Annotated in this window: 18 protein-coding genes and 7 pseudogenes; 14 read left to right on the forward strand and 11 right to left on the reverse strand. The window is 75.5% G+C overall.

The genetic code is table 11. The features are described 5' to 3' along the window. Window positions 1–595 precede the first annotated feature (595 nt). The 3 genes and pseudogenes from REH70_RS11040 (at window position 596) to REH70_RS11050 (ending at window position 3,652) form a co-directional block, all read left to right on the forward strand. Window positions 596–1,330, forward strand: coding sequence for a hypothetical protein (locus tag REH70_RS11040; protein ID WP_310747227.1), 735 nt, complete (start codon window positions 596–598; stop codon window positions 1,328–1,330). Then, window positions 1,330–2,988 (forward strand): annotated as a pseudogene (gene treZ / locus REH70_RS11045) (malto-oligosyltrehalose trehalohydrolase); the annotation flags it as partial. The gene REH70_RS11040 and the pseudogene treZ, both read left to right, overlap by 1 nt. A 265-nt stretch (window positions 2,989–3,253) precedes the next feature. Further along, window positions 3,254–3,652 carry a GNAT family N-acetyltransferase gene (locus REH70_RS11050; RefSeq protein WP_310754237.1) on the forward strand — a complete coding sequence of 133 codons (399 nt, stop codon included), beginning with the start codon at window positions 3,254–3,256 and terminating at the stop codon, window positions 3,650–3,652. A gap of 3 nt (window positions 3,653–3,655) precedes the next feature. Here the strand turns inward: REH70_RS11050 and REH70_RS20670 are convergent, their stop codons facing one another. The 4 genes and pseudogenes from REH70_RS20670 to REH70_RS20680 form a co-directional block, all read right to left on the reverse strand. After that, window positions 3,656–4,897 (reverse strand): FAD-dependent oxidoreductase, encoded by a 1,242-nt coding sequence (locus REH70_RS20670; RefSeq protein WP_396134513.1) that lies wholly within the window; start codon window positions 4,895–4,897, stop codon window positions 3,656–3,658. A gap of 45 nt (window positions 4,898–4,942) precedes the next feature. Then, the gene (locus REH70_RS20675; protein WP_396134744.1) at window positions 4,943–5,302 is read right to left on the reverse strand and encodes a DivIVA domain-containing protein; all 360 of its coding nucleotides are present in this window, start codon (window positions 5,300–5,302) and stop codon (window positions 4,943–4,945) included. Continuing rightward, window positions 5,303–5,395, reverse strand: a pseudogene (locus REH70_RS11070) (DivIVA domain-containing protein); the annotation flags it as partial. It abuts the gene before it with no gap. Beyond that, window positions 5,392–5,520, reverse strand: a pseudogene (locus REH70_RS20680) (DivIVA domain-containing protein); the annotation flags it as partial. The pseudogenes REH70_RS11070 and REH70_RS20680, both read right to left, overlap by 4 nt. Before the next feature lie 220 nt (window positions 5,521–5,740). Here REH70_RS20680 and REH70_RS20685 point away from each other — a divergent pair. Together REH70_RS20685 and REH70_RS20690 are read left to right on the forward strand one after the other, a co-directional pair. Further along, window positions 5,741–6,496: pseudogene (locus tag REH70_RS20685) on the forward strand (DNA glycosylase AlkZ-like family protein); the annotation flags it as partial. Window positions 6,497–6,615: 119 nt separating this feature from the next. Then, window positions 6,616–6,939, forward strand: coding sequence for a DNA glycosylase AlkZ-like family protein (locus REH70_RS20690; protein ID WP_396134745.1), 324 nt, complete (start codon window positions 6,616–6,618; stop codon window positions 6,937–6,939). A 121-nt stretch (window positions 6,940–7,060) separates the two neighbouring features. On the opposite strand, the gene REH70_RS11080 is transcribed toward REH70_RS20690, so the two are convergent. Beyond that, window positions 7,061–7,933 (reverse strand): hypothetical protein, encoded by an 873-nt coding sequence (locus REH70_RS11080; protein ID WP_310747232.1) that lies wholly within the window; start codon window positions 7,931–7,933, stop codon window positions 7,061–7,063. 82 nt (window positions 7,934–8,015) lie between these two features. Next, window positions 8,016–10,307, reverse strand: coding sequence for a beta-L-arabinofuranosidase domain-containing protein (locus REH70_RS11085; protein WP_310747234.1), 2,292 nt, complete (start codon window positions 10,305–10,307; stop codon window positions 8,016–8,018). A 536-nt stretch (window positions 10,308–10,843) separates the two neighbouring features. Here REH70_RS11085 and REH70_RS11090 point away from each other — a divergent pair. Next, window positions 10,844–11,442: pseudogene (locus REH70_RS11090) on the forward strand (alpha-galactosidase); the annotation flags it as partial. A gap of 93 nt (window positions 11,443–11,535) precedes the next feature. Next, complete coding sequence (locus tag REH70_RS11095) at window positions 11,536–11,781, forward strand: hypothetical protein (protein WP_310754241.1); 246 nt, start codon at window positions 11,536–11,538, stop codon at window positions 11,779–11,781. A gap of 71 nt (window positions 11,782–11,852) precedes the next feature. Here REH70_RS11095 and REH70_RS11100 read toward each other — a convergent pair. Then, a pseudogene (locus tag REH70_RS11100) lies at window positions 11,853–12,582 on the reverse strand (glutamine amidotransferase). A gap of 66 nt (window positions 12,583–12,648) precedes the next feature. Then, window positions 12,649–13,227, reverse strand: coding sequence for a TIGR03086 family metal-binding protein (locus REH70_RS11105; protein WP_310747236.1), 579 nt, complete (start codon window positions 13,225–13,227; stop codon window positions 12,649–12,651). A 197-nt stretch (window positions 13,228–13,424) separates the two neighbouring features. On the opposite strand from REH70_RS11105, the gene REH70_RS11110 reads away from it, so the two are divergent. Further along, on the forward strand, window positions 13,425–14,207 hold the full coding sequence (locus REH70_RS11110) for a helix-turn-helix domain-containing protein (protein WP_310747238.1): 783 nt from the start codon (window positions 13,425–13,427) through the stop codon (window positions 14,205–14,207). Between the two features lie 7 nt (window positions 14,208–14,214). Here the strand turns inward: REH70_RS11110 and zapE are convergent, their stop codons facing one another. Next, entirely contained in the window at window positions 14,215–15,243 is a 1,029-nt protein-coding gene (gene zapE / locus REH70_RS11115) for a cell division protein ZapE (protein WP_310747240.1), read from the reverse strand. Between the two features lie 297 nt (window positions 15,244–15,540). Between zapE and REH70_RS11120 the strand changes: the two genes are divergently transcribed. Next, window positions 15,541–16,200 carry a dihydrofolate reductase family protein gene (locus REH70_RS11120; protein WP_310747242.1) on the forward strand — a complete coding sequence of 220 codons (660 nt, stop codon included), beginning with the start codon at window positions 15,541–15,543 and terminating at the stop codon, window positions 16,198–16,200. Window positions 16,201–16,209: 9 nt separating this feature from the next. Then, entirely contained in the window at window positions 16,210–16,743 is a 534-nt protein-coding gene (locus tag REH70_RS11125; protein WP_310747244.1) for a hypothetical protein, read from the forward strand. A gap of 68 nt (window positions 16,744–16,811) precedes the next feature. Here the strand turns inward: REH70_RS11125 and REH70_RS11130 are convergent, their stop codons facing one another. Beyond that, window positions 16,812–18,068: a hypothetical protein gene (locus REH70_RS11130; RefSeq protein ID WP_310747246.1), complete on the reverse strand. Its 1,257-nt coding sequence runs from the start codon at window positions 18,066–18,068 to the stop codon at window positions 16,812–16,814. Beyond that, a pseudogene (gene gndA, locus REH70_RS11135) lies at window positions 18,065–19,500 on the reverse strand (NADP-dependent phosphogluconate dehydrogenase). Before gndA ends, REH70_RS11130 begins: the two are co-directional and overlap by 4 nt. 116 nt (window positions 19,501–19,616) lie before the next feature. Between gndA and REH70_RS11140 the strand changes: the two are divergent. The 4 genes from REH70_RS11140 to REH70_RS11155 all read left to right on the forward strand — a co-directional run bounded on the left by REH70_RS11140 (window position 19,617) and on the right by REH70_RS11155 (window position 23,656). Beyond that, window positions 19,617–20,192, forward strand: a complete 576-nt coding sequence (locus REH70_RS11140) for a DUF3000 domain-containing protein (RefSeq protein WP_310747248.1) — start codon at window positions 19,617–19,619, stop codon at window positions 20,190–20,192. A 234-nt stretch (window positions 20,193–20,426) separates the two neighbouring features. Then, window positions 20,427–21,002 (forward strand): LuxR C-terminal-related transcriptional regulator, encoded by a 576-nt coding sequence (locus tag REH70_RS11145; RefSeq protein WP_310747250.1) that lies wholly within the window; start codon window positions 20,427–20,429, stop codon window positions 21,000–21,002. Between the two features lie 49 nt (window positions 21,003–21,051). Then, a complete protein-coding gene (locus tag REH70_RS11150) occupies window positions 21,052–22,311 on the forward strand; it encodes a ribonuclease D (RefSeq protein WP_310747251.1) in 1,260 nt (419 codons plus the stop codon). A 94-nt stretch (window positions 22,312–22,405) separates the two neighbouring features. Then, window positions 22,406–23,656, forward strand: coding sequence for a thiolase family protein (locus REH70_RS11155; RefSeq protein WP_310747252.1), 1,251 nt, complete (start codon window positions 22,406–22,408; stop codon window positions 23,654–23,656). Window positions 23,657–23,679 lie beyond the last annotated feature (23 nt).

The following is a 23,679-nucleotide window of genomic DNA, read 5'->3' on the forward strand; positions in this document are numbered from 1 at the left end:
GCCTCATCGAGCTGCTGGTCGCGTTCGACCGCTACCGCGCCTACGTGGTGCCCGGTGAGGAGGTCCACCGCGACAGCCTCGAGGCGATGCACGCAGCCGCCGAGATCGCCCGCCGCCGGCTCAGCCCGGACCGCGCCGAGACCCTCGACGTGCTGGTCGACCTGCTCCTGGGCCGCGAGGCCGGCAGCGCCGGCCTGACCCGCGGCCGCCGCCGGGACGAGCTCGTGGTCCGCTTCCAGCAGACCTGCGGCGCCGTCATGGCCAAGGGCGTCGAGGACACCGCGTTCTACCGCTGGACCCACGACATCGGTCTGTGCGAGGTCGGCGGCGAGCCGGCCAAGTTCGCCGTGAGCCCCGACGAGTTCCACCACTGGGCGGCCCGCGCGCAGTGGCAGACGCCGGTCGGCATGACGACCCTCAGCACCCACGACACGAAGCGCGGCGAGGACACCCGCTCCCGCCTCGGGGTGCTGTCCGAGCTCCCTACGGACTGGTCGCGCCTCGTGGACGCGCTGCGGGCGGTCACCGCCCCGTACCGCACCACCCTCGTGGACGGCCGCACGGAGAACATCGTGTGGCAGACCCTCGCGGGCACGTGGTCCGAGGACGGCCCCTCTCGGCCGAGCGCCTCGAGCAGTACCTGCTCAAGGCGATGCGGGAGGCGAAGAGCCACACCCGCTGGACGGCCCCCGACGAGGCGTACGAGTCGGCGGTGGTCGACCTGGCCACCCGGGCGGTCGCCGACCCCAAGGTCGCCGCGCTGTTCGAGGACTGGGTGTCCCGGGCGTCGTCGGGCGTGCGCGCCGCGACCCTCGGCACCAAGCTCGTGCAGCTCACGCTGCCCGGTGTCGCGGACGTCTACCAGGGCACCGAGGTGCCGTCGCTCAGCCTGGTCGACCCGGACAACCGGCGGCCCGTGGACCACGGCGCCCTCGTCGAGCGCCTCGAGCGGCTCGACGCGGGAGCCAACCCGCACGACCTGGCCGACGAGAAGCTGCTGGTCACGTCCCGCGCGCTGCGGGTCCGGCGCGACCTCCCGGGCGCGTTCGTCGAGGCCGGTGCGGGGTACACCCCGCTGGCCGCGTCCACCGCGCACCTCTTCGCCTTCGCTCGCACCGACGGCGGCACGCCCGAGGTGCTCACACTGGCCACGCGCCTGGCCATCCGCCTGGACCGCCTCGGCGGCTGGGCGGGTCACACCGTGGCGCTGCCCGAGGGGCGCTGGCGTGACGTGTTCTGCGACCGGGCCGTGGACGGCGGCGTGCAGCCCATCGCCCCGCTGCTCGACAAGCTGCCGGTCGCCCTCTTCGTCCGTGAAAAGGAAGCCTGATGAGACCGACCGTGTGGGCCCCCGACGCCGGGGCCGTGGACCTCGTCCTGCCGACCGCGGGGCGGTCCGTGCCGCTCGAGCGCGGCGACGACGGCTGGTGGGCGCCGCCGGCCGGTGAGGCGGAGCTCGCCCACGGCGAGGACTACGCCTTCGCCGTCGACGGCTCCGACCCGCGCCCCGACCCGCGCAGCGCCTGGCAGCCGGCCGGCGTCCACGGGCCGAGCCGCGTCTTCGACACCGGCGCGCACGCCTGGTCGGACGCCGGGTGGGCCGGACGCGACGTGCGGGAGAGCGTCGTCTACGAGCTGCACATCGGCACGTTCACCGCCCAGGGCACGCTCGACGCGGCGATCGAGCGCCTGGACCACCTCGTCGACCTCGGCATCGGCATGGTCGAGCTCATGCCGGTCGCCGCCTTCGACGGGCAGCACGGCTGGGGCTACGACGGCGTCGACCTGTACGCGGTCCACGAGGCGTACGGCGGGCCCGCCGCGCTGCAGCGGTTCGTCGACGCGGCGCACGCCCGCGGCCTGGCCGTGTGCCTGGACGTCGTCTACAACCACCTCGGCCCGGCCGGGAACTACCTCGACACCTTCGGGCCGTACTTCACCGAGGCGCACGAGACGCCGTGGGGCCGGGCGGTCAACCTCGACGGCCCCGGCGCCCACGAGGTCCGCCGGTGGGTCTGCGACAACGCGCTGCGGTGGCTGCGGGACTTCCACCTCGACGCGCTGCGCCTGGACGCGGTGCACGCGCTGGTCGACGACTCGACGCCGCACCTGCTCGCCCAGCTCGCCGACGAGGTCGCCGCGCTCGCCGAGGAGGTCGGGCGGCCGCTGTCCCTCATCGCCGAGTCCGACCTCAACGACGCCGCGATGGTCACCCCGACCGCCGACGGCGGCCTGGGGATGACCGCGCAGTGGGCGGACGACGTCCACCACGCCATCCACACGTTCCTCACCGGGGAGCGGCAGGGCTACTACGCCGACTTCGGCTCCCCCGAGGTGCTCGCCAAGACCCTCACCCGGGTCTTCCTGCACGACGGCGGGTACTCCGCGTTCCGCGGCGAGGTGTGGGGCGCGCCCGTGCCTGCCGGCACCGACGCCCGCCGGTTCGTGACCTTCGACCAGGACCACGACCAGGTCGGCAACCGCGCGCTGGGCGACCGCCCGTCGGCTCGCCTGGACGACGGGATGCTCGCGGTCTCCGCCGCGCTGCTGCTCACGTCACCGTTCACGCCGATGCTGTTCATGGGCGAGGAGTGGGGCGCGCGCACGCCGTTCCTGTACTTCACCGACCACCAGGACCCCGAGCTCGCCGAGGCCGTGCGCAACGGTCGCCGCCGCGAGTTCTCCGGGCACGGCTGGGCCGAGATGTACCCCGACCAGGCCGTCGACGGCGAGCTGGAGGTGCCGGACCCGCAGGACCCGGCGACGGTCGAGGCCAGCCGGCTCGCGTGGGACGAGCCGCACGCGGAGCGGCACGCGCGCCTGCTCGCCTGGTACCGCGACCTCATCGCGCTGCGCGCCGCCGTCCCGGACCTGCACTCCGGGGACCTCGCGGCGACGTCGGTCGAGTGGGACCGCGCCGCCGACGCCGAGCCCGACGGCGGCTTCGCGTCGTGGTTCGTCGTCTCCCGCGGCGCGGTCCGCGTCGTGCTCAACCTCGGCGCCGAGCCGGTCACCGTGCCGGTCCCGGGGGCGAGGGGCTCACGGTCCTGGCCGCGTGGGAGCCGGCGACCGTGCAGGGTGACCGGGTCGAGGTGCCCGGGCACTGCGCGGTCGTGCTCGGCCCCGACGGGGCGGCGTCCGCGGGCTGAGCCGGGTGATCGTCCGCGAGATCGCCGAGCCCGACTGGCCGGGCGTCGTCGGCATCATCCGCGCCGTCGTGGCGGCCGGGGAGTCCTACACGTACCCCGACGGGATGTCGTCCGACGAGTCGCGTGCGGTGTGGACGGCCGAGCCGCCGGGGCGCACGGTGGTCGCGGTGGACGGCGGCACGCTCCTGGGGACCGCCCGGATGGGCCCGAACCGGCCCGGCCGGGGGTCCCACGTGGCCACCGCGTCGTTCATGGTGCACCCGGACCACCACGGCCGGGGCGTCGGGCGCCGTCTCGGCACCGACGCCCTGGCGTGGGCACGGTCCGCGGGGTACCGGAGCATGCAGTTCAACGCCGTCGTCGAGACCAACCGGGCCGCCGTGCACCTGTGGCAGAGCCTCGGCTTCACGATCCTGGCGACGGTCCCGGAGGCGTTCGACCACCCCGAGCACGGGCTCGTGGGGCTGCACGTCATGCACCGGCGGCTCGACGACGCGTTGTGACCGTCACGGGCGCCGCACCCACGGTGGGCGCCGCACGGGCGCCGCGGCGGCCGTGGTGCGGTCAGGCGAAGCGCTCCGGACCGAACCCGGCCAGCAGCGGGTCCCGCCGGCCGGTGAGCACCTCCTGCGCCAGCAGGTCGCCCGCGACGAGCCCGAGGGTCGCACCGCTGTGGGTGAACGCGATGTGCAGACCCCGCACGCCGGGCACCGCTCCGACGACGGGCTCGCCGTCACCGGGGATGGGCTTGGCCCCGGCGCCGTGGCCGACGGACCGCAGGGCGGGGTTGCCGGCGAGCACGGCGGACGCCTCGCGGAGCAGCCCGTCCACCGTCGACGCCCCGACCCGGTACGTCCCGTCCGGCCGCCGCTCGACCTCGCGCTCCGCCCAGCCGGCGTCGACCACGAGACCACCGCCGGGTGCCGGCCGGACCGCGACCCGCGGGGTGTTGAGGACAGCCCGCAGCCCCGTCGCCACCGGCGCGGCCCGGACGAGCAGGGCCGAGGACGTCGCGTCCGGCATCCGCAGCCCGAGCGGCTCGACGGCGCCCGGCACGGCGGCGCCCGTCGCGAGCACGACGGCGTCCCCGCCGATCGTCTCCCCGCCGCCGTCCGGACGCCCGACACCCGGTCGCCGTCGAGCAAGGGCCGGCACGGCCTCGCGTCGGTCACGACGGTGCCGCCGTCGGCGACCAGCTGGGTCACGAGGTGCTCCACGAGCGACGGCAGGTCCACCCACCCCTCGTCGGGGGCGAGCACCGCGCCGTCGTCGGGCACGGCGCGGGCGTCCACGCCGGGGACCCGCTCGCGGACCTCGTCAGGCGTGAGCCGCTCGACCGCGTACCCGATGCGACGCAGGTGGTCGACGACGTCCCGCTGCTCGGCGGCGTCGTCGGGCGCCGCCCACGCCAGGCCACCGTCGAACCGCAGCCACCCGGCGCAGTCGGTGGTCCGCGTCAGGTCCCGGTAGCGCGCGAGCCCGGCCCTCCGCAGGCGGTGGTAGGCGTCGGACCGACGCCCGAAGGAGTTCAGCCACGACAGCGAGCGCCCCGACGCGCCGCCGGCGAGCGGTCCGTCGGTCACCAGGGTGACGTGCGCCCCGCGACGGGCGAGGTTCGCCGCCGTCGACACCCCGAGGATCCCCCCGCCGACCACCGCGACGTGCACCCGTCCGGCACTGCGCACGACCCCACCGCCCGTCCTCGACCACCTCGTCCGGTGGCCACGCTGCCATCCGGGCCGGCCCACCGCACACGAGCGCGCTCCGACCGCGCCCGCTCGCAGCGGCGCGGGTCAGTCGCCGAGCGCCAGGGCGACCCGGGCCAGGAGGGCGTCGACGTCGGCCTGCGGGTAGCCCGTGCGCCACCGGGTCACGGTGAAGCGCGCGTCGCGCACGTCGCGCGCCGTCATGCGCCGTGCGTCACCCCGTCCGCGGGCGTCGAGCTCACGCGCCGCCCGGTCGAGCACCGGGTCGACCTCGCGACGCACGTACCCCGCCCTGAGCCGCACCGGGACCAGCTCTGCCCGCGCATCGCGGACCCACGCACCGCTCCCGGCCACCGCCGCGGCCGCCAGCGCGCCGGTGGTGACCGGTCGGGTGGCCGGCGCCTCGGGCGGTGCACCGGCGGGGTGCGCCCGCAGGGCCACGACCACCGTGTCGAGGAAGTCGTCGACCTGGTCCTGGTCGTACCCGTCACGGAACCGGGTCGCGCTGAACGTCGCGCCCAGGACGTCGTCGGCGGTCAGCCCCCGGGGTCCTCGCGTCCGGCGGCCAGGGCGTCGAGGGTCACCGCGACGCGGTCGAGCAGGCCGTCGACCTCGGTCGGGTCGTACCCCTCGCGGAGCCTGGTCGTGGCGAACCGGACCGCGCGGACGTCGTGGGGGTGGGGACAGGCACGCGTGCACTCCTCGCTGTGGTCGGACGGCGTCGCAGCGCCCGGACGGGCGGTCGGCCCGACGTCGCTCCCCTATCGGTCGGTGGTCCGGCGCCGGTAGCGGTCACGGGCCGCGTCACCCGGCAGCCGTCGGGTGAACCGGCGACCCGCCGCCCTGGCGCGCCGGCCCGCAGCACCGTCGGCGCCACACTGAGCCATGGCCCTCACTCCGCAGCAGCTGAACCGGGCGACGCTCGCCCGGCAGGTCCTCCTGCACCGCGAGCCCCTCGGCGTGGTCGACGGCGTCCGGCGCGTGGTCGCCCTGCAGGCGCAGCACCCGGCGTCGCCGTACCTCGCGCTGTGGAACCGGGTGCGCGACCTCGAGCCGTCCGCCGTCGACGCGGCCTTCACCCGCGGGTCGCTGGTCAAGGGGACGCTCCTGCGGGTCACCCTCCACGCCGTGGCGGCCGAGGACCACGCCGTCTTCCACAGCGCCATGCGGCCGATGCTGACGGCGGCGATCGCGGGCGGGCGGACCGCGGCGGGCGGGCTCGGTGCGGACGAGATCCTCGCGCTCCTGCCGGAGCTGCTGCGGTTCGCGGACCGTCCGCGGACCGCCGCGCAGCTGCAGTCCTGGGTCACCGAGCGCCTCCGTGACCGCCCCGGCACCTACGCCACGGCCGACGCGCCCGGTGAGAAGGAGGTCGAGGCGGTGTGGCGGGCGCTGCGCATCATCACGCCGCTGCAGCACGCGCCGACGGGCGGCCCGTGGTCGTTCGGGCCCCGGCCGTCCTACGTCGCGGCGTCGACGCCTGCGCCGACGGAGCCACCCGGCCACGGACCGGACCACCCGCCGACCCCGGACGAGGGGCTGCGCACGCTCGTCCGGCGCTACCTCGAGGGCTTCGGCCCGGCGACGGTCGCGGACGTCGCGCAGTTCACCCGTCTGCCCCGGTCCCGGGTGCGCACGGCGCTCGTCGGGCTCGCCGGTGACGTGCGCACGCTGGCCGCGGCGGACGGCTCGGAGCTGTGGGACGTCCCGGACGGCCCGCTGCCCGACGCGGACACCCCGGCCCCCCACGCCTCATGGCGATGTGGGACAGCGCGCTCCTCGCCTACGCCGACCGCAGCCGCATCATCCCGGCGGACCTGCGCCGGGCCGTCATCCGGCAGAACGGGGACGTGCTGCCCACGCTCCTGGTCGACGGCCACGTCGCCGGTGTGTGGCGGGCGGTCCCCGGCGCGATCGAGGCGACCGCCCTCCACCCCCTGCCCGACGACGCCTGGGCGGGACTCGCGGCCGAGGCGGGCGACCTCGTCGCGTTCCTCGCGGACCGCGACCCGCAGGTGTACCGCCGCCACGACCACTGGTGGCGCGCGCTGCCGGCGGGCGAGGTCCGGCTGCTCCCCGGCTGACGCCCGGCTGACCCCGCGGGACCACGCGCACCGCCACAGCCGCCCGCTCAGACCCCCGGGACCGGCAGGTCGACGTCCACGTCCGCGTCGCGGTCGCAGTGCAGCCGGCCGTCGACGACGGTCAGCTCGGCGACGAGGACCGACGACCGCCGGCTGACGGCGGTGGGGTGCGTCTGCTCGGTCCGGTCCGGGTGCGTGAAGTAGAAGATCCACGCCCGTTCCCCGTCGCTGACCACGTCGCCGTGCAGCCCGGGGCCGACGTCGTCGGTGCGGGCGAAGCGCTGCCCGATCTCGCCCGCGAGCACCTGCCCCGCCGGTTCCCAGACGTCCAGGTCGTGCGAGCGGTACGCGGACTGACCGTGCCACGTGTCGACGACGAGCCAGTACCACCCGCCGAGCCGGAAGACGTTGGGGCCCTCGTGACCCCCGGGGTGTCGAGCACGTGCCCGCGGACCGTCCACGACGTCAGGTCGGGGCTGTCCGCGGCGAACGTGCGGCCACCGCCGTCCTCGCCCTTGAACCACATCCGCCAGCCGCCGTCGGGCAGCCGGTGCACGCACGCGTCGATGACCCGGTCCGCGCCCAGCGGCACGACCGCCACGTGCGTCCAGTGCACGAGGTCGGGGCTCGTGTAGTGCCGCATCACCATGGCGGGGGCCGACCCGCGCGCCGGGATGCCACGGATGTAGCTGACGAACATGTGGAAGGTGCCCGCGTGCTCGACGATCTCCGGCGCCCAGAAGGTGTTGAGCCCCCACTCGACCTCCAGACCGGTGAGCGTGCCCCGGTAGTCCCAGCGCACGCCGTCGGTCGAGGAGGCGACGCCGAGGCTCCCGCCGAACAGCCACGCGAGCCCGTCCTCGAACGGGGCGGTCGTGCGCCGGTTCGTGTAGACCATCCACCACGCGCGCTCGTGCGGGTTCCACACCAGCGTGGGGTCGGCGGCGCCGTCCTCGACGGGGTCGCGGAACAGCGGGGACGGGGCCAGCGCCATCAGCCGTCCTTCCGCCGGCGTCGCGCGACCGGGGTCGCACCCCGTCGTGGGAGGGGCGCCGACGTCGGGGCGCACCTCGTCGTCACGGGGCGCCGCCCAGCAGCCGGACCCGCAGCAGGTCACCGGTCGGCAGCCCGTCCCGGCCGTGGACCGACACCACGACGCGTCCCTCCGGGTCGTCGGCTCGCGGCACCGCGTCCAGCGTGTGGTCGGTGTGCACGACGCCGCCCACCGCCCGGGTGCCGACGGGCGCACCCAGCACGGTCCCGTCGACCCGCACCTCGTGCGCGCGCGGGTCCCCCGGGTCCGCCTCGGCGAAGGTGAGCCGCAGCACCACCCCGGCCGCCGCCGGGTCGCGCAGCGTGTAGGAGAACCAGCCGAGCGCGCTGCGCGAGTGGACCCCGTGGACGGAGCCCGCCCGGGTGTGCTCGCCCGCGAACGCGTGGTCGGACTCGGGCTGCTGCTCGCCCGCGACGACCTCGTCGACGACGACGGTCTCGGGGACGTCCGCACGGTCGAGGGCGGCGAGCTCGGCGCGCCGGGCGGCGACGTCCGTGCCGATCGGCCAGTAGAGCGTGTACCGCTCGTCGTGGATCTGCGAGAACGGCTCCAGGCGCACCGTGGTGGGACCGGCGCCGCCGTCGGGCTGGACGGTGAGGTCGACCGCGAGCGGCGACCGCGTGACCAGCACGGCGGCGTCCCGGGCGTCGGACGCGGCGACGACGGGCGTGGCGGCGAGCGGACGGGTCGGCCCCGCGGCGACGTGCCCCATGCGCTCGGGCCCGGCGCGGAGCCCGTCGAGCCGGTCATCCCCGTCGCGGGCGGCCAGCACGACCGGGCCCCAGCGCAGCGCGACCCAGGCCGACCCGTCGGGCGCGGCGTCGACCGCGAGGCCGGTGGTGAGGCGAACCGTGACGGTGTGGTCCGCGGACCAGGTGCGGCGCACGACGACGTACCCGCCCTCCTCCACCGTCTCGGCGGGCTCGCCGTCGACCTCGACGTCGACGGCGTGCGCCCAGCCCGGACGTCGCAGCCGCACGGCGAGGTCGGTCGGGGCGTCCACCGTCAGGCGCAGCACCGCGGTGTCCGACGTCAGCAGGTCCGCCTCGAGCCAGGCCCGCAGCCCCCCTTCGCCCGGGTCCAGCGCGGCGGCGAGGTACAGGTTGACCGCGAGGTCGCCGTCCGGGCGGGAGAAGACGAGCTGCCCGTACCGCGCGTGGTTCTCCATGCCTGACCCCACGCAGCACCACATCGACGTCTCGGGCTGGGAGTACACGCGGTAGTGCGCCGGACGCAGCGGCGTGAAGTACACGAACCCGCCGCGGACCGGGTGCTGGGAGGAGAGCACGTGGTTGAGGGTCGCGCGCTCGTAGAAGTCGAGCAGCGACGGGTCACCGCTCGCCTCGAAGAGCAGCGCCGTCAGCTTGAGCATGTTGTAGGTGTTGCAGGTCTCGGGGCCCTGACGCTCGGCGACCACCGTGGCGAAGTCGTCGACCGGGTGGAAGTGCTCCCGGGCGCTGTTGCCCCCGATGGCCACCGTCCGGCTCGTGGTGACCGTCTGCCAGAAGTGCTCGGCCGCCGCGCGGTAGCGGTCGTCCCCGGTGAGGGTCGCGAGGCGCGCGTAGCCGACGACCTTGGCGATCTGGGTGTTCGCGTGCAGGCCGTCCAGGACGTCACGGCCCGCGACCAGCGGGTCGAGCAGGGCCCGGTGCGCGAACCGCTGCGCCTCGTCGAGGTACTCGGCGCGGCCGGTGAGGTCGGAGAGGGTCGCGAACGCGTCGGCCATGCCGCCGAACTCCGTGTGCAGCATGTCCTCGAACGCCTCGTCGCTCAGAGTCCGCGTGACCGACAGCCACCAGTCCGCCCACGCCATCGCCATCTTCACCGCACGCCCGGAGCCGGCGTACGTGGCGGCGTCCAGCAGGCCGGCGAGCGTCTTGTGCAGGTTGTACAGCGGCACCCAGCGTCCGTTGAGGCTGAACGTGTCGGCGTCGACCACCCCGGCCGCGAGCTCGTCGCCGAGCGCGGCCCCCGCCGGCACGCCGCCGAGATACCCGGTGCCCAGGGCCGCCTGGCACCGCTCGAGCACGTCCAGGACGTGCTCGAGCCGGTCGCGCAGGCGGTCGTCCCCGGTGGCGGCCCACAGCTGCGCGCAGGCCGACAGGTAGTGGCCACCGATGTGGCCGCCCATCCCGTCGCCCTCCCAGTTGCCGTAGCCGGGGGCGTCCGGCACGAGACCCGCCTCGACGAGGTAGGGCGCGAGGAGCCGGTCGGGGTCGAGCGCGAGCACGTAGCGGACGTCGGCGTCCTGGGCGTCGCGGAACGGGCCGGCCAGGAGCCGGACCGCGGCCGGCGGGACCGTGACGGTGCCCATCAGCGCCCGGCCGGGGCGGAGGGGCGACGCGCAGGAGCTGGACGTCGCCGTCCGTCGCGGGGGTCGACGTCTCGCGCGCTGGGAGTCACCGGCACAGCGTAGGTGGCCGCCGGTGGCGCTAGCCTTCCGCCGGACACGAGGAGGCTCCGATGGTCGACGGCGACCGGACCACGCACGAGAGACCGGTGCCCGCCACGCACGGCCACACCCCGCCCCGGCGCGCGACACCACCCATGGGGTGGAACAGCTGGGACTGCTACGGCACGACGGTGACCGAGGCGGAGGTGCTGGCCAACGCCGAGTTCATGGCCGAGCACCTGCTGCCGCACGGGTGGGACACCGTCGTCGTCGACATCGCCTGGTCGGACCCGACGGCGCGCGCGCACGGGTACAACGCCGACGCCCCGCTCGTCGTCGACGACCACGGCCGGCTGCAGCCGGCGCCGAACCGATTTCCGTCCGCGGCGGGCGGCGCCGGCTTCGGCCCGCTCGCCGACCGGGTGCACGCCCTCGGGCTGCGCTTCGGGGTGCACGTGATGCGGGGCATCCCCCGGGTGGCCACCGCGCGCGACCTGCCGATCCTGGGCACGTCCGCGACCGCCCGGCAGGTCGCCGACCCGACGAACCGCTGCCCGTGGAACCCGGACAACGACGGCCTGGACCACACCCACCCGGCCGCGCAGGCGTACTACGACTCGACCGTCGCCCAGCTGGCCTCCTGGGGCGTCGACTTCATCAAGGCCGACGACATGCTGTTCCCCTACCAGGCCGCCGACATCGAGGCCTACAGCCGCGCCATCCTGCGCTCGGGGCGGCCCATCGAGCTCAGCCTGTCCCCCGGCCGCGACGTGGCGACCACGCACGCGGCGCACCTGAGCACGCACGCGACGATGTGGCGCGTGTGCGACGACCTGTGGGACCGGTGGGACGACGTCGTGGCGAACTTCCCCGACTGGCCCGGTGGTCGCCGTTCGCGTCCCCGGGCAGCTGGCCCGACGGGGACATGCTGCCGCTGGGACGCATCGGCATCCGTGCCGAGCGGGGCGAGGACCGGCACAGCCGGCTCACCCCCGACGAGCAGCGCACCCTGATGACCCTGTGGGTCATGGCGCGCTCGCCGCTGATGATGGGCGGAGACCTGCCGACGTCGTCGCCCCGGACGATCGCGCTGCTCACGAACGACGCGGTGCTCGAGGTGCTCACCCACTCGACGGGCAACCGGGAGGTGATGCGCGAGGGCGACCTCGTGCTCTGGGTGGCGCGGTCGACCACGACCTCGAGCCGGTACGCCGCCGTGTTCCACCTGGGGGACGAGGCGACGGTGTCCGACGTGCAGCTCGCCAACCTGGGCGCCGCGCCCGGGGACCGGGTCACCGACCTGTGGACCGGCGAGGTGGTGGCGACCGACGGCGCCTGGCTGCGCCTGGCGGTCCCCGCGCACGGGACCCGGATGCTGCGGCTCGACCCGGCCTGAGCCGGGTCCGGCGCGGCGCTGGGGTGCGACGCTGGTGCGCGACGTGCCGGCCCGACGGTCCGGCCCGACGGTCAGCGCGCGTACCGGCGGACGAACGCCCGCAGCAGCAGCGGAGGGTGGACCACGTCGGACGTCCGGAGGGCCGCGACCACCCGGTCGAGGTCGCCGGCCGGGAAGTACCCCGCGCCGGAGTAGATCCGCACCCGCTCGACGATCCCGGGCACGTCGAGCTCGGGGTGGAACTGCGTCGCGTACAGGTTCTCCTGCACCCGGAACGCCTGCACCGGGCACCCCGGCGACGACGCCAGGACGACGGCGTCCGGCGGCGGCTCGCGCAGTGCCTCCTTGTGCCCGACGAACGCGTCGAACACCGGTGGCACCGCGCCGAAGACCGCGTCGGCCCGCCCCGCATCGGTCACGGTCACCGGGACGGCGCCGACCGGCTCGCCGTACGTCCGGTCGACGACGCCGCCCCGGTGCACCCCGAGCGTCCCGACGCCGTAGCAGGCACCGAGGAACGGCATGTCCCGCGCGACGACGTCGTCGAGCAGGCCGGCCAGCTCGCGCTCGACGCGCCGCTGCACATCGGACTTCTCGTCCTCGGGGTCGCTCGTGCAGAACGGGCTCCCCGACGACGATGCCCGACCACTCGTCCAGGTCCAGGGCGGGCATCGGCGCCCGCTCGAGGTGCACCTGGTGCAGCTCGGCGGTTGTCAGCCCGCCGAACCGACGGAACGCCTCGTACTCACCCGCGGCGGCCGCCGGGTCCGCGCGCGTGGACAGCAGGAGGAACGGCTTCACGACGGTCGAGCGTATCCCCGCCGCCCGCTCGCACAGGCGGAGCGGTCAGCCGCCGGTCGGCCGCGGTCAGCCGCGGTCGGAGGCGAGCGCGCCCGTGCGCCGGCCGAGGCGGGCGAGCAGCCGGGTGGCGCGGTCGGCGTCGGCGGGCGCCTCGACGCCGGGGCGGCAGATGCCGTCCACGTACAGCGCGTCCCCGAACCCCGCGATGCCGTCCTCGACCCGGTCCAGCTCGTCGGCCGTGAACGTCGTCCCGGTGCCCGCGCCGACCGCCGTCGCCACGTCCCAGCGGTGCACCACCATGTCCCACACGTAGAACCGCACGAGGGTGTCGCCGACCGTCGTGGGGCCGAAGAAGCCGTCGAAGGCGACGGCCGGCACGGCGTCGTCGGTCAGCGCGACCTCGACCTGCGCGACGTGCGCACGCCAGGCCGCCGCGGGGTCCGTGGTGGCGTCCGGTGCGTCACCGAGCGCGACGCCGCGCTCGGTGAGGAACGAGCGCTGCGTCGCCACGAGGTGCCCGACGACGTCGCGTGCCGTCCAGTCCTCGCAGGGTGACGGGTGCGACCACGCCTCGGCGGGGACGGCGTCGACGACGGCGGTCAGCGGACGGGCGGCGGACCGGTACTGCTCCAGGGTCGTGTTCATGCCCCGGACGCTAGGGCGGTGCCCCACGATGGCTCTTGATGAAACCCGACACCGTCGCCGGACCGCGCACGCGCCCGGCCGCGACCGCTCCCGCACGGCCGTCCGCTCGGTCGTCCGCACCGCCGTCCGCACCGCCGTCCGCCCGTGACGCGGTCGACCGTGCGCACCTCAAGGACCCTCAGGACGCGTCGCACACGATGCACCGGTACGGCCCCTCGACGGACCTGCTCGACCTCGTCGGCCGCTACTGGGTGCCGGTCTGGTCGGTGCCGCCGGGGCAGGCGGCGCCGCAGCGGGTGCTCCAGTACCCGGTCTGCCTGCTCGTGGTGAGCGGCGAGTACGCCCGGTTCTACGGCGTGGTGTCCGGGGTGTCCACGACCGTGCTGACCGGTGACGGCTGGGCGGTGGGGGTCATGCTCCGGCCGGCCGCGGGCTACCTCGTGGCCCGCCGACCGGTGGCCGCGTTCACCGACACCCACGTGGACCTGGGCGCCGTCCTGGGGCCCGAACGAGCCGCCCCGCTGGTCGACGGCGTGCGCGCCTCGATGCGCGACGATCCGGCGGACCCGGCCGCGCACGCCCGCGCGATCGGCCTGCTGGAGGCGACCCTGCGCCGCCTCGGGCCGGTGGACGACGAGGGCCACCTCGTCAACCGCGTCGTGGACCTCGTGGAGTCGCGGCACGACATCACCCGGGTCGGGCAGATCTGCGCCGCGACCCACCTCACCGAGCGGTCGCTGCAGCGGCTCGTGCACCGCCGCCTGGGCCTGACCCCGAAGTGGCTCATCCAGCGGCGCCGGCTCCAGGAGGCGGCCGAGCGCCTGCGCGCCGGCACGGCGTCGCTGGGCGACGTCGCCGCCGAGCTCGGGTACGCCGACCAGCCGCACTTCCACCGGGACTTCGCCCGGGTCACGGCCATGACGCCGGGTGAGTTCGTGCGTACCGCCGGCCACGGGACGCCCGGGGCGGCGGCTCGATGACGGCGGGTCAGGCCGCCAGGGCGCGGCCCTGCTCGGCGAGCGCCCCGAGCCGGGACAGCGCGCGGTAGTACTTCTTGCGGTACCCGCCGGCGAGCATCTCGGGCGGGAACAGCCCCTGCACCCCGCTGCCGCCGAGCAGCACCGGGACGTCCCGGTCGTAGAGGCGGTCGACCAGCACGACGAGGCGCAGCGCCGTGCTCTGGTGCCCGACGGGGTGCACCCCGGTCAGGCCGACGACCTCGACGTCGTCGAGGAGGGCGCCGTAGCGGCTGGGGTGGATGCGCGCCAGGTGGTCGAGCAGCTCGCCGAAGCCGTCCACGGTGGCGCGGTCGCGACCGGCCACGACGCCGCGGACGACGTCGTCGGGCAGGCCCCCCAGGTCGGTGACGGGCACGCGGTGGCGGTAGTCCTCGCCGTCGACCCGCAGCACCTCGAAGCGGTCGGCGAGCGCCTGGATCTCCCGCAGGAAGTCCTCGGCCGCGAAGCGCCCCTCACCGAGGGAGCCCGGCAGCGTGTTCGACGTCGCCGCGAGGGACACGTCACGGTCGGCGAGCTCGCGCAGGAGACGGGACATGAGCACGGTGTCGCCCGGGTCGTCGAGCTCGAACTCGTCGATCGCGACGAGCCGCTTGGCGCCGAGCGCCTCGACGGTCGGACCGAACCCGAGCGCGCCGACGAGGTTCGTGTACTCCACGAAGGTCCCGTACGCGCTGTCGGCGGGTCCGACGGCGTGCACCAGCGAGGTGAGCAGGTGGGTCTTGCCGACGCCGAAGCCGCCGTCGAGGTAGACGGCGGCCGGCTCGGCGCGCCGGCGCAGCCCGAACCACCCACCACCGGACCCAGCTCGCGCCACCTCGGCGGAGACCGCGCGCAGCCGGTCGACGGCGCGCGCCTGGCTGGGGTGCGCCGGGTCCGGGCGGTAGGTGTCGAACGACTCGTCGGCGAAGTGCCGCGGAGGGACCAGCTCCCCGAGCAGCCGGTCGGTGGGCACCCGCGGGCTGCGGTCGGTCAGGCGGGGCACGGTCGTCGCGGTCACGATCGACCAGCCTAGGCAGGCCGTCCGGACGGCGCCGCACGGGGCAGCGCGCCGTGCGCAGGGTCACCCTCCGCCGTCCGGCAGCACCGCCACCGGCGTCCGGCAGCACCGCCCCCGGCGTCCCCCGCTAGCCTGCCGCGTCATGGTCCCCGCTCAGCCCACCGGTCCGGCGCTCGACGTCCTGCTGCCCGCCGACCCCCGCACCGACGGGTCGACCCCGAGGCCGGCGAGCCGACGCTGTCGCGCCTGTACGCCCACCCGACGCCGGACGACGGCGGCGCGTGGGTCCGGGCGAACATGATCGCCACGCTCGACGGCGCCGGGACCGGTGCCGACGGGCGCTCGGGCTCCATCAACGGCCCTGCCGACCACCGCGTGTTCGACGTGCTGCGGTCCCTCGCCGACGTCGTCGTGGTCGGGGCCGGGACGGTGCGCGCCGAGGGCTACGGCGACCTGTCGGTCCGGCGCGACCTGCGTGCCGCGCGGGCGGCCCGCGGGCAGCACGCCGACCCCGAGCTCGCCGTGGTCACGCGCTCCGGCTCGGTGCCGGACGAGCTGCTCGACGCCGCGGTCCCCCCGCTGGTCGTCACCGCGGCGGACGGCGACGCCGTCGCCGCGCTGCGGCGCCGCATCGGTGCGGACCGCGTCGTCGCGGTGGGCACGGGCGACGTCGACCTCGGCGGCGCGCTGGCCGCGCTCGCGGCCCGCGGTCTGCCGCGGGTGCTGACCGAGGGCGGTCCGCGGCTGCTCGGCGACCTGCTCGCGGCCGACCTCGTCGACGACCTGTGCCTGACGACGGCGCCCCTCGTCGTCGGCGGGCCGGCCCGGCGCGTGGTCGACCGCGGCGGGTGGCTCGCACCGCCCGCCGCCGCCCGGTGCGCGCACCTGCTGCACGGCGACGGCGTGCTGCTCGGCCGCTGGCTGCTGGACGGGCCGCGGTCCGGGGCGCTCGACTAGGGTCGACGGGTGACCGCACCCACGTCCGGCCCGGCCGTCCCGGGCCCCGCCGATGCCCCTGCCCGCACCGTCGTCGTCCTCACCGAGGACACGCTGACCAGCGCCGACGTCGAGCACATCACCGCCCTGCACCGCGAGGTCGACGTCGACTACCGCGTGCTCGTGCCCGCGGACACCGAGCGGAACCTGCTCGTGTCCGTGGTCGACCACCTTGGTCTCGGCGAGCTGCGCGAGGCGCTCGACGTCGTCCTCGGCCGGGAGCCGGAGCCCGCCGAGGCGAAGGCCGAGGCGGTCGACCAGCTCGCCGGGAGCCTGCAGGCCCTCGCGGCCGCCGGCGCCACCGCGGACGGTGAGGTCGTCGCCGACGACCCCGTCCCCGCCCTGGCCGCCGCGGTCGCCCGCGGCGGCGTGCGCGAGATCGTCGTGGTCACCTACCCGCACGCGGTCGAGGACACGTTCCACCGCGACTGGGCGTCACGCGCCCGCGACGAGCTCCAGGTGCCCGTGCTGCACCTGTACGCCGGGACGAGCGAGGTCGGCTGACCCCGGCCGGGGCGGTCCGACGCCGGCGCCCGCCGACCCGCGCCGCCGCGCGGGCCGGCGGGCCTGGCTCAGAACCCGGTGTCGGTCGGCTTGGGGTAGTGGGTGCGGAACTTACGCACCTGGTTGAGCATCGCGGTGGCGACGTACGCCCGGCGCCGCACGGACGCGTCGGCCGCGTACCGCAGGGGGTGCACGACGGCGCCCGCCCGGATGAGCCCCTGGACGCGCGCACGCAGCGCGGGCTCGCGCACGTACCGCAGGAGCAGGCGGTGCGGCAGGATCGAGTACAGGACCTCGCGGTCCACCACGACCGGCTCGACCGTGCGGCCGTGGATGCGGTCGTCGACCAGGAAGCGCATGGGGTTCGCACCGGCCGCGGTCACGTAGTAGTTGTTGCGGCCGATGCGCGGGTTCACCTCGAAGAAGCGGTAGGAGCCGTCCCGCGGGTCCACCTTGACGTCGAAGTTCGCGAACCCGACGTAGCCGGTCGCGTCGAGGAAGCGACGGGCCTGGTCGAGCATCTCGTCCCAGCGTCCGGTGACCATCGCCGCCGGGTTCCCCAGCCCGGACGGCGTGTGCTCCTCGAGCAGCACGTGCGCCGAGCACAGCAGCGTGATCATGCCGCCGTTGTCGACGTAGGCGGTGATGGACCGCATCTGGGTGTCGTCACCCGGGATGAGCTCCTGGACCACGAAGCGCCCGCGGAAGCCTGCACCACGCAGGGACACCCACAGCGCGTCCAGCTCGGCCGGGCCCGAGATCTCGAAGACCTTCTTCTTGCCCTCGAAGTGCACGTCCTGGTAGTCCGCGCTGCTGGCGGCCTTCGCGATGAGCGGGTAGGTGATGTCGACCGGCGCGGGGCGCCACGCGGGGTCGTCGGCCCCGGCGAAGTCCTGCACGATCGTGCGGGGCACCGCGATGCCCAGGCCGGTGCAGATCTCGGCGAACGTCGCCTTGTCGGAGATCCGGTCCAGCAGGGTCTCGGAGAGGAACGGCACGACGTAGTGCTTCTCGAGCCTGGCCCGGTGCTGGACGACGACGCGGACGAGCCAGTCGGAGTTGGCGAGCAGGATGAGCCGCTTGCCCGGGTGCTCACCCGCGAGCGTCACGAGCCGGTCGACCATGTCCTGCGGCGTGGCCCCCGGGCCGAGCAGCACGTTGTCGATGATGCTGGACCGCGCGATCGGGCCGAGCGCCGCACCGCTGACGACGATCGACCGGACGCCGTAGGCCTCGTGGAACGAGCGGGCGAGGGCGTAGACGCCGATGTCGGCGCCCAGGATGACCGGCTGGAGCCTCTCGTCCGGGGTGGGGGCCGCGCTCACTGCCGGGTCTCGGTGCGGTCGCCGGTCCACTCGGTGTGGAAGGTGCCGGGGCGGTCGGTGCGGGCGTAGGTGTGGGCGCCGAAGAAGTCGCGCTGGGCCTGGATGAGGTTGGCCGGGAGCCGCTCGGCACGCACCCCGTCGTAGTACGCCAACGAGGAGGAGAACGCCGGCACCGGCACCCCGTTCTGCGCCGCCGACGCCACGATCCGCCGCCACGCCGCGACACCGTTGCCCACCGCACCGGTGAAGTACTCATCCGCGAGCAGCAGCGGCAGGTCGGGGTGACGCTCGTACGCCTCGGTGATCCGGTTGAGGAACCGGGCCCGGATGATGCACCCACCCCGCCAGATCCGCGCCATCGCACCCCGGTCGATGTCCCACCCGAACTCCGCCGACGCCGCCGCGATCTGGTCGAACCCCTGGGAGTACGCGACCACCTTCGAGGCGTACAACGCCAACCGGACGTCCTCGATGAACGCCTCCCGGTCCCCGACCACCCACTCACTCGTGTGCGCCGGCAGCACCCCCACCGCGGCGGACCGCTGCGGCGCCGACCCCGACAGCGCCCGGGCGAACGTCGCCTCCGCGATCCCGGTGATCGGCACCCCCAGGTCCAGGGCGTTCTGCACCGTCCACCGCCCGGTGCCCTTCTGCTCCGCCCGGTCCGCCACCACGTCCACGAACGCCGCACCCGTCTCGGCGTCCACGTGCGCCAGCACCGTGGCCGTGATCTCGATCAGGAACGACTCCAGGTCCCCGGAGTTCCAGTCCGCGAAGATCTCCCCGATCTCCTTGGCGCTGGCCCCCAGGCCCTGCTTGAGCAGGTCGTACGCCTCCGCGATCAGCTGCATGTCGGCGTACTCGATGCCGTTGTGCACCATCTTCACGAAATGCCCCGCACCATCGGGACCGATGTAGGTGCAGCACGGGATCCCGTCGACCTTCGCCGAGATGTCCTCCAGGATCGGCCCCAGCACCGCATAGGACTCCCGCGACCCACCGGGCATGATCGACGGCCCGTTCAACGCCCCCTCCTCACCCCCGACACCCCGGACCCGACGAAGTGCAGGCCATGGGCCTTGAGCTCGTGCTCACGGCGGATCGTGTCCGGGAAGTGCGCGTTACCGGCGTCGATGACGATGTCACCGGCCTCCAGCAACGGGATCAGCTCGGCGATCACCGCGTCCGTCGGGGCGCCGGCCTTGACCATGATCACCACCTTGCGCGGCCGCTCCAACGACGCCACGAAGTCCGCCATCGACTCCGACGCCACGAACGCACCCTCGTCCCCGTGGTCCGCGACCAGGGACGCCGTCTTCGCGTTCGACCGGTTGTGCACCGCCACCGTGTACCCGTGCCGAGCGAAGTTCCGAGCCAGATTCCGACCCATGACGGCCAGACCCGTCACACCGATCTGTGCACGTGCGGACATGGGTCGGTACTCCTTCACCACGGGGATCTGTCCCGCGTCACCCTAGTGGGCAGGCCCCGTCCGCGACCGGCGCGCCATCCCTCGGGACGCCGACCGGCGCCCGTACGCTCGACGGCGTGAAGACCACCGGCCCCGGCGCCACCCCGGCGGAGTTCATGCGCGCCCTGCACTCGCTGCGCGCGGCCCGCCTGCGGCCCGAGGTCCAGCTGGAGGAGGTGCCCGCCCCCGGCCGGATCGCACCGTACTCGGTCGCGCTCACCGCCGAGGTCCGGCTGCCGCGTGACGACGAGGGGCTCGCCGCCGGCCGCTTCGTGGTGCTGCACGACCCCGCCGGCCAGGAGGCGTGGGACGGCACGTTCCGGGTCGTCACGCTCGTGCGCGGGACCCTGGAGCCCGAGGTCGCGGCGGACGGGCTCCTCGCCGAGGTGGCCTGGACCTGGCTCGAGGACGCGCTGGACGGTGCCGGCGTCGTCGCGCACGCGGCCGGCGGGACGGTGACGCGCGTGCTGTCGCAGAGCTTCGGCGCCCTCGCCGACCGGCCCGACGAGGTCGAGGTGGAGATCCGGGCGTCGTGGACGCCGCCGGACGGCGACCTCGGCCCGCACCTGAGCGCGTGGGCCACGCTGCTGTGCACGACGGCGGGCCTGCCGCCGATGCCGGACGGCGTCACCGTCCTCAGCCGCCGGCACTGACGCCGCGGCACGCGGCTCCGTCACCCCGGTCGCCCGTGCGGCGCCGACCGGCTCGGCGCCCGCCGACGCCCGACCATCGCGGTGTGACACCCCGCGGCGCCCCGTGTCACAGCCGTGTCACAGCGGGGTCCCAGGTGCGCGTCGGTTCACGCCAAGCCCCTGAACCCCTCAAGGGACGCCCCCGGGGACCCGATATGACGGGGGAGAGTTCCGCCCCTGCCGAAAGTGACCGCCGTGACCATCGAGACCCTGCGCAGCACCCCCCACGCCCAGCGTGCGGTGGCCCCGGTCAGCCCCGTGAGGCGACCCACGCCCGGCGCACAGATGTGCATCGTGGTCAACGAGCTGCCCGAGGGCGGCGGGACGACGCTCGTCGAGAACCTCGGCCGCCGCGGGTCGACCCGGGTCATCCTCCTCGCCCGGCAGGCGGCCCGCCGCGACCTCGTCCAGCTGCTGGCCGGCGGGCTGCGCGGGGGCGTCACCGCGGACCCGCGTCGACTGCAGGCCGCGCTCGCGCAGCGCGCCGCGCGCTCGCCGGAGCCCGGCGTCCCGACGACGTCCCAGCACGACCCGCAGCCGCAGCCCGAGCCGGCCCCCGCGCCGGTGCGCGAGCTGCCGGACCTGACCGCTCGTGAGCTCGGAGTGCTGGAGCTCGTGGCGGCGGGTCGGACGAACCGCATGATCGGCGAGGAGCTCGGCCTGTCCGCGCTCACGGTCAAGAGCCACCTCGCGCGCATCTCGCGCAAGCTGGGGACCGGGGACCGCGCCGAGCTCGTCGCCATCGTCATCCGCGCCGGTCGCATCGCCTGACCCGCGTCCGGCGGACGGCCTGCGGGCCCCGAGCGCCTACGGTTGCCCCATGGAGCCTGAGCCGTCCGCCACGATGACGACCGACGTGCGGACGCCCCCGCCCGAGCCCGACGTCGTCCCCCTCGTGCAGCCGGTCGACGGTGTCCCCGCCGTGGTCACCACCGCGGCGGAGCTCGCCGACGTCGTGGACGCGTTCGCCGCCGGCACCGGGCCGGTCGCCGTCGACGCCGAGCGCGCCTCCGGGTACCGGTACGGCCAGCGGACCTACCTCGTGCAGGTCCGCCGCGAGGGCGCGGGCACCGCCCTCATCGACCCGATCGCCCTGCCCGACCTGTCCGCGCTCTCCGAGGCGCTGGTCGGTGTCGAGTGGGTGCTGCACGCGGCGTCGCAGGACCTGCCCGGTCTCGCCGAGCAGGGCATGCGTCCGACCCGGATCTTCGACACCGAGCTCGGGGCCCGGCTGCTGGGGCTCGAGCGCGTCGGCCTGGCGGCGGTGGTCGCCGACCTGCTCGGGCTGGGACTGGCCAAGGAGCACTCGGCCGTCGACTGGTCGACCCGGCCGCTGCCGGACGAGTGGCTGCGGTACGCCGCGCTCGACGTCGAGGTGCTCGTGGAGCTGCGCGCCGTGATGGCGGAGCGGCTCGCCCAGGCGGGCAAGGCCCAGTGGGCCGCGGAGGAGTTCGAGGCGGTCCGGCTCACCCCGCCGCCGCCGCCGCGGCTCGAGCCGTGGCGGCGCGTCTCAGGGCTGCACGTGATCCGCGACGCCCGCCGGCTCGCCGTCGTCCGCGAGCTGTGGACGGCACGGGACCGCAACGCCCGCGAACGGGACATCTCCCCCGGCCGCGTGCTCCCCGACGCCGCCATCGTCGCGGCGGCCCAGGCGATGCCCCGCTCCGTCGAGGCCCTCACCGCCCTGCCGTCGTTCTCCGGCAAGGGCGCCCGACGCCGCATCACCGTGTGGCAGGCGGCGATCCAGCGCGGCCTGGCGACGCCCGAGGCGGACCTGCCGTCGGTGCGCGGCCCGAAGTCCGACGCGCCGCCGCCGCCGCGGACGTGGGCCGACCGGGACCCGGACGCCGCCGCGCGCCTCGCCGCGGCCCGCGAGGTCGTCACCGCGCTCTCCGCCGAGCACACGGTGCCGGTGGAGAACCTGCTGCAGCCCGACCTGCTCCGCCGGCTGTGCTGGAGCCCGCCCCCGGTGCTGGACGCCGAGTCGATCGGCGCGTTCCTCACCGCCGGCGGCGCGCGTGCGTGGCAGGTCACCCTGACGGCCCCGTTGCTCGCGGAGGCACTGGTTACCGACCAGTAACATCGACGACGGACGGCCGCGGCCCGCCGCGCCGTCCGTCACCGGCACCCGGTCCCCGGGCGCCAGGACACCGTCGTCCACGCCAGGAGGTCCGATGCCCAGCGCATCGCCACGTGCCACCGTCCGCCCGACCGTGTTCGTCGAGGGGGTGCGGACCCCCTTCGGGCGCGCCCGCCCCGACGGCCTCTACGCCCACACCCGTGCCGACGACCTCGCGGTCAAGGCGGTCCGTGAGCTCCTGCGGCGCCACCCCGAGCTCCCGCCCGAGCGGGTCGACGAGGTCGCCATCGCGGCGACCACGCAGTCCGGTGACCAGGGGCTGACCCTCGGGCGGACCGTCGGCGTCCTCGCCGGGCTGCCGCGCAGCGTCCCGGGGTACGCGATCGACCGCATGTGCGCCGGGGCGATGACGGCGGTGACGTCGACCGCCGCCGCGATCGGCGTGGGCGCGCAGGACGTCGCCCTGGCCGGCGGGGTCGAGCACATGGGCCGTCACCCGATGGGGTTCGACGCCGACCCCAACCCGCGCTTCGCGTCCGAGCGGCTCGTGAGCGGCGACGCGCTGCTCATGGGCCGGACGGCCGAGAACCTGCACGACCGCTACCCCGCGCTGACCCGCGAGCGCGCCGACGCCCTCGGGGTCGCGAGCCAGGCGAAGTACGCCGCCGCGCTGGCCGCCGGGCGGATCGCCCCCGACCTCGTGCCGGTCGCCGTCCGTGATTCCGAGTGCGGCTGGGGCCTGGCGACCGCCGACGAGCCGCCCCGCCCCGGCACCACGCTCGAGGCCGTCCGCGGCCTGCCGACCCCGTTCCGTCCCGGTGGCCGGGTGACCGCGGCGACATCGGCTCCGCTGACCGACGGTGCGGCGATGTGCCTGCTCGCCGCGGAGGACACCGCCGCCGAGCTCGGGCTCGCGCCCCGGATGCGGATGGTGACGTTCGCCTACGCCGGCGTGGACCCGGCCGTCATGGGCCTGGGCCCGGTGCCCGCGACCGAGCGCGCCCTCGCCCGAGCCGGGCTGACGATCGACGACATCGGGCTGGTCGAGATCAACGAGGCGTTCGCCGTGCAGGTGCTCGCGTTCCTCGACGCGTTCGGCATCGACGACGAGGACCCGCGGGTCAACCCCGACGGCGGCGCGATCGCCGTCGGGCACCCGCTCGCGTCGTCCGGCGTCCGGCTCATGACCCAGCTCGCGCGGCACTTCGCGGCGCGGCCGGACGTCCGCTACGGCCTGACGACGCTGTGCGTCGGCCTGGGCCAGGGCGGCACGGTGATCTGGGAGAACCCCCACCACGCCGACTACGACCCGACCGCCCCCACCCTGCAGGAGCGCAGCGCATGAGCACCCCCACCACTCCCCGGCGG

Origin of the sequence: Cellulomonas sp. ATA003 (assembly GCF_031582905.1) — a bacterium.
GTDB lineage: Bacteria > Actinomycetota > Actinomycetes > Actinomycetales > Cellulomonadaceae > Pengzhenrongella.